The sequence below is a fragment of the Paenibacillus sp. GCM10027629 genome (assembly GCF_042676425.1).
In the GTDB taxonomy this organism is placed as follows: Bacteria; Bacillota; Bacilli; order Paenibacillales; family Paenibacillaceae; genus Paenibacillus_K; species Paenibacillus_K terrigena.
On record NZ_JBHTGZ010000003.1, the window covers coordinates 1,094,341 to 1,107,728 of the forward strand.

At 44.7% G+C, this 13,388-nt stretch carries 13 protein-coding genes; 9 read left to right on the top strand and 4 right to left on the bottom strand.

From position 1 onward, the window contains the following. Nucleotides 1-519 precede the first annotated feature (519 nt). On the top strand, nt 520-1,809 hold the full coding sequence (locus tag ACFQZR_RS05605) for an MFS transporter (RefSeq protein WP_379343835.1): 1,290 nt from the start codon (nt 520-522) through the stop codon (nt 1,807-1,809). Nucleotides 1,810-1,953: 144 nt separating this feature from the next. Further along, nucleotides 1,954-2,331 carry a VOC family protein gene (locus ACFQZR_RS05610; RefSeq protein ID WP_379343623.1) on the top strand — a complete coding sequence of 126 codons (378 nt, stop codon included), beginning with the start codon at nt 1,954-1,956 and terminating at the stop codon, nt 2,329-2,331. 64 nt (nt 2,332-2,395) lie between these two features. Here the strand turns inward: ACFQZR_RS05610 and ACFQZR_RS05615 are convergent, their stop codons facing one another. The 3 genes from ACFQZR_RS05615 to ACFQZR_RS05625 form a co-directional block, all read right to left on the bottom strand. Then, nucleotides 2,396-2,842, bottom strand: coding sequence for an OsmC family protein (locus tag ACFQZR_RS05615; protein WP_379343625.1), 447 nt, complete (start codon nt 2,840-2,842; stop codon nt 2,396-2,398). Nucleotides 2,843-2,931: 89 nt separating this feature from the next. Continuing rightward, nucleotides 2,932-4,695, bottom strand: a complete 1,764-nt coding sequence (locus tag ACFQZR_RS05620; RefSeq protein ID WP_379343627.1) for a SulP family inorganic anion transporter — start codon at nt 4,693-4,695, stop codon at nt 2,932-2,934. A gap of 160 nt (nt 4,696-4,855) precedes the next feature. Beyond that, entirely contained in the window at nt 4,856-5,182 is a 327-nt protein-coding gene (locus ACFQZR_RS05625) for an ArsR/SmtB family transcription factor (protein ID WP_379343629.1), read from the bottom strand. A 156-nt stretch (nt 5,183-5,338) separates the two neighbouring features. Between ACFQZR_RS05625 and ACFQZR_RS05630 the strand changes: the two genes are divergently transcribed. The 5 genes from ACFQZR_RS05630 (at nt 5,339) to ACFQZR_RS05650 (ending at nt 10,421) form a co-directional block, all read left to right on the top strand. Next, on the top strand, nt 5,339-5,902 hold the full coding sequence (locus tag ACFQZR_RS05630) for a hypothetical protein (RefSeq protein ID WP_379343630.1): 564 nt from the start codon (nt 5,339-5,341) through the stop codon (nt 5,900-5,902). A gap of 68 nt (nt 5,903-5,970) precedes the next feature. After that, complete coding sequence (locus tag ACFQZR_RS05635) at nt 5,971-7,617, top strand: spore germination protein (RefSeq protein WP_379343631.1); 1,647 nt, start codon at nt 5,971-5,973, stop codon at nt 7,615-7,617. Between the two features lie 23 nt (nt 7,618-7,640). Further along, the gene (locus ACFQZR_RS05640; protein ID WP_379343632.1) at nt 7,641-8,726 is read left to right on the top strand and encodes a GerAB/ArcD/ProY family transporter; all 1,086 of its coding nucleotides are present in this window, start codon (nt 7,641-7,643) and stop codon (nt 8,724-8,726) included. Then, nucleotides 8,723-9,937, top strand: a complete 1,215-nt coding sequence (locus ACFQZR_RS05645; RefSeq protein ID WP_379343633.1) for a Ger(x)C family spore germination protein — start codon at nt 8,723-8,725, stop codon at nt 9,935-9,937. Before ACFQZR_RS05640 ends, ACFQZR_RS05645 begins: the two co-directional genes overlap by 4 nt. Nucleotides 9,938-10,055: 118 nt before the next feature. Beyond that, nucleotides 10,056-10,421 (top strand): winged helix-turn-helix transcriptional regulator, encoded by a 366-nt coding sequence (locus tag ACFQZR_RS05650; protein WP_379343635.1) that lies wholly within the window; start codon nt 10,056-10,058, stop codon nt 10,419-10,421. 76 nt (nt 10,422-10,497) lie between these two features. Here the strand turns inward: ACFQZR_RS05650 and ACFQZR_RS05655 are convergent, their stop codons facing one another. Further along, the gene (locus tag ACFQZR_RS05655; protein ID WP_379343637.1) at nt 10,498-11,028 is read right to left on the bottom strand and encodes an NAD(P)H-dependent oxidoreductase; all 531 of its coding nucleotides are present in this window, start codon (nt 11,026-11,028) and stop codon (nt 10,498-10,500) included. Between the two features lie 204 nt (nt 11,029-11,232). Here ACFQZR_RS05655 and ACFQZR_RS05660 point away from each other — a divergent pair, with 204 nt between their 5' ends. Both ACFQZR_RS05660 and ACFQZR_RS05665 read left to right on the top strand, forming a co-directional pair. Beyond that, nucleotides 11,233-11,907: a response regulator transcription factor gene (locus tag ACFQZR_RS05660; protein WP_379343639.1), complete on the top strand. Its 675-nt coding sequence runs from the start codon at nt 11,233-11,235 to the stop codon at nt 11,905-11,907. Beyond that, nucleotides 11,904-13,268 (top strand): sensor histidine kinase, encoded by a 1,365-nt coding sequence (locus ACFQZR_RS05665; protein WP_379343641.1) that lies wholly within the window; start codon nt 11,904-11,906, stop codon nt 13,266-13,268. Before ACFQZR_RS05660 ends, ACFQZR_RS05665 begins: the two co-directional genes overlap by 4 nt. Nucleotides 13,269-13,388: the final 120 nt, after the last annotated feature.

Here is a 13,388-nt window from a genome sequence, read left to right on the forward strand (position 1 = left end):
ATGAAATTGTTGACATCATGGTGATGGGTATGGAACATAAAAGCATCTATCGGGGGCGGGTTTGCCGGATTCCTGCACGGCATCAACGGGCCGGAGCTCCTCGACACCCCGGAGAGAAAGAGCATCTGGGGTTTGGCGTTAGTACCTACGCGCAGTGCAGCGGATTCCTTTTCCGCGTAAAAACGTTGTTGTCGTCGTCCGAGGAACATGGCATTTCTTTCCAATCAACTGTCCATTGATGAACAGGGCTACGTGCTGGTCAAGCCTGGCACGACAGAAACCGGGATTCCCGGCGTATTTACCTGCGGACACGTACAGGACCGGCGCTAGAGGCAAATTTTAACGCCATCGGTTCCGGCTGTATGGCCGCATTGGATTGCCAGCGATACTATATGAGCTAGTTATAAGCCAACTTCTAACCGCAGTCGCACATTTTTGAAGGCCTAGATAGAAGTTTTTCATTTCTTTATTTATTTCATAGTCAGATTGGTGGTTGTTGCTATGAACGATAAAGTCGTCATGCCGGTCTGGACGATCGGCCTCTTTATCGTAGTTATGAATACGACAATGTTCAATGTGTCTGTCCCCAGTATCATTCAGGATCTGGGCATCTCTGCCGATCTTGGGGCATGGGTGATTTCAAGCTATTCTATTGGCTATGCCTTATCTACAGTCATTTACAGCAGGCTCTCCGACACCGTGCCGATACGCCGGTTGCTTACTGTCGGGCTTATGGTGCTGGGACTCGCGTCGGTGTTCGGCTTGTTTGCGCGGAGCTTCTACATGCTGCTGGCGGCGCGGATTTTGCAATCCGCGGGGGCAGGGGTCATGGCCGGGTTGGGCCTCGTTCTGGCCAGCCGGTATGTGCCGATCGAACGGCGCGGATCGGCCATCGCGATGATATCAACCGGCAGTGCGATGGCTTTCGGATTAGGGCCGATTGTCGGTGGATTGATCAGCGAATATTGGGGTTGGAACGGCTTGTTTGCAATAACATGCCTGGTTCCTGTCCTGCTTCCCATACTCCTTAGGCTGCTGCCGAAGGAGAGCGCGGCGGCTTTCCGTTTCGATACGTCTGGTGCGCTGTACACCGTTCTTAACGCGGCATCGCTGCTGTTGGCGGTGACACAGCTTTCAGCGATCTGGCTCGCGGTCAGCATTGTATCGTTCATCGCCCATGCCCGGCATATGAAACGGGCGGAAGAAACGTTCATTAACCCTGCGCTGCTGGCTAATCCGGCATATCGAAAGCTGGTTGTGATCGGGTTCTGCATTCTCGTTCTGAATTTAGGCAACTTATTCCTTATGCCGCTCGTGCTGGCCCATCTGTACGACCGATCTGCAATGGTGATCGGCTTGATGATTGCGCCTGGGGCCATTTTATCCGCGGTTTTGACCCCTTTTGTAGGGCGCTGGATTGACCGCTTTGGGAATATGCGATTTTTGTTGATCGGGCATTGCATGCTGGGCACCGTCATGATTGCATTTTATTTTGTACTCCACGTCTCATCTTTCGTCGTCCTGTTCGGATACTTGATCTTTGCTCCGGCTTATTCGGCCACGATAGCATCACTCAACAATGAAGCCTCGCGCATTCTTCTGAAAACGATGCTCGGCTCCGGCATGGGCCTCATGCAGCTTATTCAGTTTTTTGGCGGCTCGATCTCGGTTGCGGTTTGCGGCAAGCTGCTCGACATTCAAAAGGGAGCGCCGCTCGCACATACGTACCAGAATGTATACGGCGTATTAGTTTTGGCAGGCATGAGTTCTTTCGTCATATTACTCTTGTACCGGGGCAGGGCAGCTTAAATCATGGTACCAATTCAAGCCCAGACGTGGAAGGCATTGCTTGTGTTTTGGTAAATTTATATATTAAACTGATTGTACAGGCGGGTTTACTCAAGAAACCTGTAGCTTAAGCAAAATATTCCTTATACAAGGGGCGGTAAATCAATGATTAGTAAAGTCGGCCAAATTATGTTATATGTCAATAACCAAGATGAGGCAGTTAAATTCTGGACCGGAAAAGTCGGATTCAGTATGATCTCTGAAGAAAATAACGGTCAAGGCATGCGATGGATAGAAGTTGCTCCAACAAAAGGAGCAGAAACGAGTATTATTCTACATAACAAGGAATTCGTTGCGAAAATGTCGCCTGGAATGAATCTGGGTACACCTTCGTTAATGTTTTTTACGGAGAATCTTGATGGGTTGTATAGCGACTTATCCAATAAAAATGTAAAAGTCGGAGAAATTGTAAACATGCCATCGGGTAGAGTATTTAACTTTGCAGATGATGAAGATAATTACTTTGCTGTCATGGAGAAATAATAAGCTGCTGAAATCGAACACCTTCAAGCCTGGTTCCATAGGAATTAAGCTTGAAGGTGTTTTTTTAATTTTCAATAACGACGCGATTCAGCTTGAGATTCACTGGGTTCGCAAGCGTGTCGCCCACTGGACATTTGCTCTCCAGAAATTGAACAAATTGTTCGACTTTATCGGCAGACGATTGGGTCTTGATGTAGAAAGTGTAGCGTATATCGGAGTAACCAGGGCGAACTTCAGAGCGGTTGAAAAATCCGTCAAGATCCAGCTCACCTTCAACATCTACCCTGAAATCTTCAAGCACGACATCGAATTTTGGAGCATAGACCCGAGCCACAATGGATTGGCATGCGCCCAAGGAGGCAAGCAATGCTTCGACAGGATTCATACCCGTGTCAGTACCACCAAGGTTTTTCGGCTCGTCGATGACGAGTTCGAATTGTCTTACATTGGTAATGACTTTGACCCCATCTTGTAAATGGGCCGTTGCTTTGAAAGTTTGGACATTTGGCATGCATGTACTCTCCTTTTTCTGAACACCCAAGTGTGGTTGAGTATTTCACCGACGAATTAATCATACTAATATACTAGGATTTATATGGATTATAAATCTACTGATCGTGATTTGTCAATATATGTTATGACTTTGGATCCGTCCTTATTTGAAGATAACGCGGTACATTCACGAAATGCAAAATGGCTACAGCCTAAACATTTGTTATCATCCAGTTTACCTAGAGCAGAGCTAATTGCTTCGCCGGTATGGTCAAAGAAATGTTCTGTTCCAATGCGTTGGTCTAATCCGGTTTTTCTCATAAAAGCTCTTGGTTGCGATTGCATGGCTGAAAAAAGCACAGTACCACCAGAATTCTTAACATGCTGTACAATACGAGCAAGGTTAGCCTCACCGGTAGCATCCATGAAGGGTACTTTCGCAAAACGCAGCAACAATACTCTCACATGCGAGCTCGTTGTATCCATAATGGATTTCTGAAACATATCTGCTGCTCCAAAGAATAGGGGGCCATCAATCGTATAAATGCTGATCTGGGGACAGTCGTGATTTTCATTGACCATATATGGTTTTACCTTCTCATTCTTCATCGATGGATCAGGCAAGACCTTTGTCACGGTAAGGATATCCCGCATCCGTATAACAAAAATAATAACCGCTAGCGCTAATCCGACCTCGACCGCCGTAGTTAGACTTGTTAATACCGTAAGGAGAAATGTAATCAACAAAATGATCGAATCACTAGATTTTGTTTTTAAAACATGGACAAACTCTTTACGCTCGCTCATATTCCAGGCCACGACCATCAGAATCGGCGCCATACTGGACAATGGAATCGTTGAAGCAAAGGGAGCAAATAAGACCAGAACAGATAAAACGACAAGTCCGTGAATCATCCCCGATATTGGAGAAGCGGCGCCATTTTTAATATTCGTAGCTGTACGTGCAATCGCCCCAGTCGCAGGAATTCCTCCAAAAAACGGCGTGACGACATTCGCAATCCCTTGCCCTATAAGCTCACGATTGCTATGATGCCTGCTACCTGTCATACCATCTGCTACAACAGCAGAGAGCAGTGATTCAATACCACCGAGCATCGCAATAACGAACGCAGCAGGGAGAAGCTGTATGATGATATCCAGCGACAGATGAGGCATGGAGAACTTTGGCAGCGTATCCGGGATCATGCCATAGGTAGAACCGATTGTTGCTATTTTTCCACTAAAAAATATAGACGCAATAACACTTGAAACGATAATTCCAGCCAATGATGCCGGAAGTTTCGGAAGTATTTTTGGTAGAAAGAGAAGGACGGCAAGGCAGATTACAGCAGTCAGAGCACTATACACATTCCAGGTGGAGAGATGAGTCCCGATTTCTTTCATATTCGATAAAAAGTACTCATGACTTTTTATATGCTGCAGTCCCAAGAAATTCGCGATTTGGCCTGAGAAGATGATGACCGCGATACCTGACGTAAACCCGATCGTAACGGGCCTTGGAATAAATTGAATTAAGATACCGAGCTTGAAAATGCCCATCAAAATAAGAATGACCCCTGCGATCATTCCGGCGATGAGCAAATTTTCATATCCATATTGCAGGACAATACCTAATAATATCGGAACAAAAGCTCCGGTTGGACCTCCAATTTGAAACTTGGATCCGCCAAAAAGTGAAATTAGAAACCCTGCTACAATGGTCGTATATATCCCAAATTGAGGTTTTACCCCTGATGCAATAGCGAAAGACATGGCAAGTGGAATCGCTACGACACCGACAATTAACCCAGCAACAAGATCCCGACGCAACGATTGGATCGTATAACCTTCAAATCTACCCGACCATTTCATAAGAACCCTTCTTCTTCATATATTTGATTATTTGAATATATGGGGAATATACACCCGACATTCCTTCTTGTCAATGAACAAATACCTATACGATTTTTCACAAAAACATGATTAAAATAAAAAACAAGGCATCTTATGACGCCTTGTTTCTTGGACCGTTTTATTCATTCCGTATGGTTTCCAACAGGGAAATAGCATCCACCAGATGATTATCAAATATTTGTCTGGTCACCCCAAGTAGATCTTTGATTAGAGGATCTCTAAGGGAATAAATAACGGAAGTACCATCTTTTGTTCCATTAACCACATTCTTATTACGAAGTACGGCCAACTGCTGGGATACAGCAGAACCTTCGCTACCTAAAATACTTTGAAGTTCGTTAACGTTTTTATCCCCTTCACATAGCACTTCAAGGATACGTATGCGCATGGGATGAGCCAGTGCTTTGAAAAATTCTGCTTTGAATTGTTGAATGTCACGATTCATAGATCTAATCCCCTTAACATTTGAAGCTTTGAATATACAACCAGAATAACACATTGATGAAGTACTTTGTAAAACAAACTAAAAAAGGTGTAATATTGTTATATTCAAATAATCAAATATATTTAAGTTAAGTTTGTGGAAGAAAGGTGTGCAAGGATGTCTGGATTAAAAGAGTTACAAGGTAATAAACAAAAAGTAATCGAAGTGGGCCTTGAATTTCTCCATGGGGTAGGGGCGGATTATATTTGTAATGTTTGCATTCCTAGTGGTGGTTCTTGCTGCACAGGTTGCCGTTCATTAATAAACGAGGTAGGCTGTCAAGAACGAAATACAAGCTGCACGGCTTGGTTGTGCGGATTTTTAAAATTTATCTTCTATGAAGCTGGCCTAATTGTTGAGTGGGAGAAATTTTGGATTCAAGTACCTGGTCGCGCATACCGAGAAGACTTCACACCCGACTATTTTACCGTTCGCAATTGGATAGATACGCCTAAGATTCGTTTTCTATCCGAAGCATTTGCTGAAGACTTGAAGGAGCTGCACCCCTACAATAATCCGTTCTGGATACATGAAATGAAGGAGACGCTTGATCGGTATATAGATAATCTATTGGAATTTACCGACCCCGAAATTAGAAGAAAAAACGAGAAAGAACTGAAATACCTGACGAAAGATTTTCGACGTTTTCATCTAGCAATCGAACAGCTTAATAGAGCTTGACCCGTCAAAACAATCTCGATGTATAGGCAATGTATCCAAGTTGCATATTATTTAACAGGTGATCAAGAATGTGGAATATGTTTGTGTCTTATCTTCCAGATTGGACGGTTTTTCTGCAAGCACTAATTGTCGTGTCTATTCCCTACGTACTGTCCAGAATCATGTCCATGACCAAAAACGCAGCAGACAGCAACATAAAGCAGGACGATCAGGAGGCCAATCCACAGCGTGACTTCTCCGGCAAACTGGACAACGATTTGGATCGGATGAGAACCGAATTTGGGGATCAGGCAGATTTGAACATACGGACTTTTTGTCTAGGCAATACCAATCAACAAGCAGCTATTTTATTTGTGAATGGCATTTCCGATAGAGATTTGATTGATAAGCATATCTTGAAATCACTGATGGTCGATCTTGCTCTAGTAGGTCATGAGCGAGGTCGGGATGCGTCATCTCCTCCGTTCACGAAGCAATATCTCAAGAACAATGTTCTATCCGTAGGTGTTGTCAAAGAAGTGGATCGTTTCACGGATTTATCATCCGAATTGCTGCGTGGTCACACCGCTTTGTTACTTGACAACAGCAACGGATCGGTCATTATTCTCGGTACAAGAAAAGAGATCACACGGAGCGCAGGAGAGCCTTCATCAGAGATTCTGGTTAGAGGGCCTCGTCTTGGCTTTAACGAGAGCATTTGCGATAATACAACGTTATTGCGGCAACATGGCGAAAAAACAAACTTGACCATAACCCAACTCCGCGTTGGTCAACGCGTTACGAAGGAACTCGCGATAGTGTATATCAAGGATATTGCCGACGAAAATTTGGTCCAAGAGGTACGCGAAAGAGTGGAGCGAATGAATCTCGATGATATCCAAGACACAGGATACATTGAGCAATTAATTGAGGATAACTACCTGTCTCCGTTCCCACAAGTGCAGAGCACAGAGCGGCTTGATCGTGTCATCAGCGCATTAATGGAAGGGAGAGTTGCAATTCTACTCGATGGAACACCCTTCGTCTTGACCGTCCCAACGACTTTTAACATGCTGCTGCAATCACCCGAAGATTATTATGAACGGTGGATACCGGGGACATTGGTCCGCATGCTGCGTTACTTCGCAGCATTTGTGTCTACATTCGGCCCATCCTTGTACATATCATTCATTTCGTTTCATCAGGGGCTTATACCGACAAAGCTGGCGCTATCGATTGCAGATACACGGGCAGGCGTGCCATTTCCCTCACTCATTGAAGTGCTCATCATGGAGATCGCACTTGAAATCTTGCGTGAAGCGGGTTTACGGCTACCTAAGCCCATCGGTCAGACCATTGGCATCGTAGGCGGCTTGGTCATTGGCGAGGCGGCCGTTCAAGCGGGAATCGTCAGTCCGCTCATGGTGATTGTGGTGGCAGTAACGGCGATATCATCGTTTGCGATCCCGCAATATAATGCAGGCATTGCGCTAAGGATCCTTCGCTTCATCGCCATGATTTTTGCTGCCACATTTGGACTCTATGGAGTCGTGTTGTTCTTCTTACTGCTGTGCAGTCATCTGTCGAAACTGATAAGCTTCGGGGTTCCGTATATCAGCCCTGCTGTTCCATATCGACTCCAAGATTGGAAGGACTTCCTTGTACGAGCACCATTCAAATTGATGAAACACCGGCCGAAGATGATGAATACGAAGGATCCGTTACGTAGGAAGTAAAAGGGAGCGAACAAAGAGTGCAAATGAGCGAACAGGAGAGCATCACAACCCATCAGGCAGTCGTCATCGTCGCGAATTACATCCTCGGGGTAGGTATTCTTACGCTTCCCAGATCAGCGGCAGAGCAGGTAAAAACGCCAGATATATGGCTCTCTATTATTATCGGCGGGTTAATCGCTATGCTAGCGGGTTTGATTGTCGTCAAGTTGAGTCAGAAATTCCCTGGCATGACCTTCTACGACTATAGTCAACAGATTGTCGGAAAGTGGATTGGATGTATTCTCAATCTGATCGTCATTGGGTACTTCATATCGATGGCGAGCGTTATGCTGCGGGCCATGGCGGAAGTAAACACGTTGTTCTTATTGGAAGAGACCCCACGTTGGGCCATGATTATTGCATTCATGTGGGTAGGGATCTATCTCGTGGTTGGGGGATTGTCTGCCATTACTCGTATGTTTGAGATTATTTTTCCGATTACTGTCATCATCTTTGTATTAATCGCGGTGATGAGCTTGAAGATATTCGATATCAATAATTTACGACCGGTATTAGGGCTTGGCATTGTCCCCGTACTCAATGGGGTAAAGACGACGGCGCTTTCATTCAGCGGATTTGAAATCATGCTCTTAATTGTTGCCTCTATGCAGAATCCAAAAACAGCCAAAAAAGCGGTGCTGATTGGGATCGCCATACCACTGCTCTTTTACGTAACAACAGCGGTGATGGTCATTGGGGCGTTGACGATTGAGGGCGTGATCAGCCTCACTTGGCCTACGATTACGTTGATTAAAAGCTTTGAATTCCCCGGGATATTCTTTGAACGATACGAATCACTGCTGCTCGTAATATGGATGATGCAGATTTTCACGACATTCGTGATCACGCATTATGCAGCCGCCATGGGGATGGCGAGGAGCATGAGGAAGGACATCCGTCCGTTTTTGTATGTTCTGATGCCTGTCATTTATATCGTGGCTATGCTCCCTAAAAATATTAACGATCTATTTCATTTCAGTGATAGCATTGGGAAATTGTCATTCGTCATGTTTGTGATATTGCCTATTGTACTGCTCGGAATTGCAAAATTAAGAGGTGTTCAGACGTGAACCAGAAATGGCTTAAATTAAGAACACCATGGATATGTGGGATATTTGCCATACTGATCCTATTAACAGGCTGCTGGAGTCGCAGGGAGATCGAAGATCTAGGCATTACGATTGGCGCAGCCGTAGATATCGGCGAAGAGACAAAGCTTGAGCAAGAGATTGAGCAACAAGGCGGAGATTACAGCAAAAAAAATGTCTTGACGCTGACCTACCAAATGGTTCAACCCGGACAGAGCGGCGGTGTTGCGGGTAAAGGAGGGGGAGGAGGAGGGAAACAATACCGGAATATCTCGGTAACAGGCGATTCCTTATATGAAGTTACACGAGAAATTGCGCTGACGAAGGATCGTCCGATCTTTGGACAGCACTATAAAGTCATTGTCATCAGCGATAAAGTCGCGAGAGCGTTCAATATGCGGATGTTTTTTGATTTTTTTATTCGAGAGCAGGAGTTCCGCCCAAGCTGCCTTGTCTTTATTTGCACAGGAGAGGCCCGCAGCGCACTTGACCAAAAAGATAAAAGCGAGTTCCCCTCGCTAAGGTTGCGCTCTATTACCAACAACCAATATAGAAGCAGCCGTATCCTGCCGCCTGTATCCTTAACCAAGTTACTGCCAGAGATCAACTCTTCATCCAGCTTCTTGCTGCAGAACGTAATTACTGCCGAAGGCGAAGTTAAGTTTGCCGGAGCTGCGGTTATCTATGGCAAAACGGGAAAATTGATCGGTTTCCTCAATGAGGAGGATTTGGAATCCATCAATTGGATGACAGCGAAAGTGAAGGGCGGCGTTCTGAAATCATACGATTCCCACACAGGGCAGCCGATCCTGTACGAGATCACGTCGATGAAGAGTAAAATTCGTCCTCATATTGAAGGGAACCGGATATCCTTTGACGTCGAGATCGAATCGGATGGTCGGCTTGGGGAGCAATGGGAGAATGGAAATGGCTTTGATAACCGATTTATCAGGCGAGTAGAAGAGGAAACTGTTAAGCAGGTGAGAAAGCGGATAGACAAAATGCTGCACAGAATTCAAAAAGAATATCGCGCCGATGTCATCGGACTGGATCAGTATGTGAGAATTTATTACCCTCGAACCTGGGAGAAAATAAAAAAGGATTGGGATGACAAGTTCGCCAATGCATCCATACGATATCGTGTAAAAGTGAAAATTAAAGAATTCGGTACAACAAGTATCAAAGTACATTAAGAAGTGTTCGAAATTTCTCGGAACATACCTTTACATCCTTTTAATAAGATTGCATAATGATCTATTGGTACGTATGCACATTTAGATCATATACTTTACTTGAAGGAGCGTGAAACTTGTGCAAGAAACCTGTGTGCCGACTGGCGTATTACTAAAAGATACCGGCTTTGGGTATACCTTGTCCTTAATTGGCGGTAAATATAAAATGATTATTATGTATTGGTTATCTGAAAATAAAGTGATGCGGCATAATGAGCTCAAGCGAAGTATCGGGACCATTTCCTTTAAGACGCTCAGCATCATGTTAAAAGAGATGGAGGCAGATGGGCTTATCATCCGCAAGGAATTTCCCCAAGTACCTCCAAAAGTTGAATATTCATTATCTGAACGTGGCCTCTCTCTCATTCCATTGTTACATATGATGTGCGAGTGGGGGGAGAAGAACAGTTTACCATCCCCGGAGGCTGTACAACGGAAGGCTTAACAATTTTGTTTAACTAAAAAGAAGTATTTCCTTAACAAGGAAATACTTCTTTTTAGTTAATGAATTCAGCTGCCTTTTACAGGTTGTCAACAAAATTCAAATAATCTAGTGCGCTGTTTTCCAGGTCGCTTGCAACCGTTTCATGTTCTGCACCATAGAATGCAAAGAACGAACGATAATCCGCATTGCAGTATTGGAAGGTCGTTTCAAAAGGAGATAATAAATGGTCAAGGGTATAGTGATACCGACCCTCTTCGCGGTAATCTTCTTCTTTAATGCCGGCAGAAACAGCTAAAGCAACTTTACGATTCTTTAATTTATCGCCTCCATTTGAACCATAGGCCCAACCATAAGCAAAAACATCGTCAATCCACTTTTTAAGGAGAGGAGGACAATTGAACCAAAAAATAGGGAACTGTAAAACAAGATTATCATGTGATTCAATGAATTGCTGTTCTTTTTCCACATCAATGTTTCCGTCAGGGTAAACCTTATACAACTCGTGTACAGTATACTTTTCCGGATATTTTTGGAGTTCCTCTACCCATTGTTTATTTATGACGGATGTTTCTATGCTGGGGTGTGTTACGATAACAAGAGTTTTCAATGATTCGTCCTCCTTAAGGATGATTTACTTCTCGAGTATAAGGTGAACACTACAAATATGTAAGTATGCACTTTTAGTACAGGTACTTACAAAAAGGTAAGTGTCAATGTGAAGGTGATGATAGGAAGAATAGGGTAATTCAAATCCATTTATAGTATAATGATGACTTCAATAAGGGATGGAAACAGCGAAAAGAGGGAACAGATGCCTACTATACTAGTTGCTGACGACGATGCGAACATTCGCGAACTCGTCTGTTTATTTCTACGCAATGACGGATTTACAACTGTAGAAGCCGCGGACGGCAAGGAAGCACTGGCTGTCTACGCCTCAACGCATGTCGATCTTGTCGTGCTCGATATTATGATGCCAATCATGGATGGTTGGACGTTATGCAAGGAGCTCCGAAGAGCCAATCCTGATCTTCCGTTACTTATGCTGACTGCGAGAGGCGAAACATGGGAGAAAGTGAAAGGGTTCGAACTTGGGACGGATGATTATTTGACGAAACCATTTGACCCGTTGGAGTTGACGGTTCGTGTTCGGGCATTGCTGAAACGATACCGGATTGGCTCCACACAGACGATTAAGTTCGGCAACGTTACCCTTGATCGTCAGACCTATAAAGTGATACGAGGGACGGAATCGCTCACATTGCCGCTTAAGGAGTTCGAATTACTGTATAAGCTCGCTGGAACACCCGGACAAGTCTATACGCGCGAACAGTTGATCGATCAGATTTGGGGGATCGATTACGCAGGAGATGATCGAACGATAGACGTACATATTAAACGCCTTCGCGAAAGATTCGCGACGACATCCGATTTCAAGATCGAAACGGTGCGTGGGCTTGGCTACCGGCTTGAGGTGTACGAATGATCAGATCCTTATATATCCGTGTTGTCCTGACATTTCTAGTCAGCGTCATCGCAGGTACGATCATTGCTTTTTTTGCGTCAACTTGGATGTTCGAAGATAAATTAAACGAAAACGCGCAAATCAACTTACGTAACTTTGGCCAAGACATCGTCCGGATTTACAAGACCCTTCCGTTACGTGAAGCGGACTTGTTCGTAAGTGAAATGAAGCAGCTCGATTCCTATCATATTCGAATTTACGAAGCAACGGGTCAGTTCCAGTCTTACGGAAAACTTAACGGACACAAACCTGCCACTGTGACGATGGAGCAACTAAAAAAGGTAATAGATGGAGGCGTTGTCCAAGTCACGCCGAATGGGATTGCTTCGGTCCTCTTAGGGTTGCCCTTGAAAACGGAAATGGGAACAAAAGCGATGTTTTTGGAAACACTCGCCCCTCCTTCTTCCTCTTTTGTCGCCAATTGGGCAATGATCTTTGCAACCTGTTCGTTGATTGCAGGAAGCTTGTTGATTCTGGTTGCCTCTATATTCCTGGTCAGACCAATCAAAAAGCTGACAAAAGCAACCAAGCGGATCGCAGCGGGTGACTTCAACGTCAAGTTGAATATTAAGCAGACGAGTGAGCTGGGTACGCTCGCTCGCAGCTTCGAAGAAATGATGCATGATCTACAGCAACTTGAGCAGATGCGCAGGGAATTCGTATCGAATGTATCGCACGAGGTACAATCACCGCTCACCTCGATATCCGGTTATGCTCAAGCCCTTAAGCAAGTAAGCCTCACAGATCACGAACGAAGCCGTTATCTGGACATTATCATCACGGAAGCGCAGCGGATGTCCAAGATGAGCGACAGCCTGTTGAAGCTGAGTTTGCTTGAATCGCAGTCACAGCAATTGCGGCTCGTCACACGCAGTCTTGATGAACAGATCCGACGGGTCATCGTGACGCTCCAGCCGCAATGGTCTGCCCGCAACATCCAGTTCGATCTCAATTTGAAGGCTGTGCACCTAACGGCTGATCATGATCTATTAAACCAGGTTTGGACGAATATCATCGGCAATAGTATTAAATTTTCCATGGATGGCGGCATAATTAACGTCAGCATCAAACAAGATATCAAAAATGTGATCGTCCGAATATCCGACACGGGTATTGGCATTTCCTTGGAGGACCAGAAGCGTATATTCGAGCGGTTCTTCAAGGCCGATCGTTCCCATAGTCGTAAGTATGGCGGCAGCGGTATGGGTCTTGCCATTGTGAAGCAAATCATTTCGCTGCATCAAGGCGACATTCGAGTGGAGAGCGAGCCTGGTCAAGGAACGACCTTCTTTGTCACTTTGCCAGTAACCTCAACAGAGTAATTCAATTGTACGGCTTCATGCGCAAGCTTCCTTGCGTGTGAAGCCTTTTATTTTGGATCAGTTCATATTCCGTTCATATTGTCGTCATGGGGAGGACATCTTCGTCATATATGCTTCTTT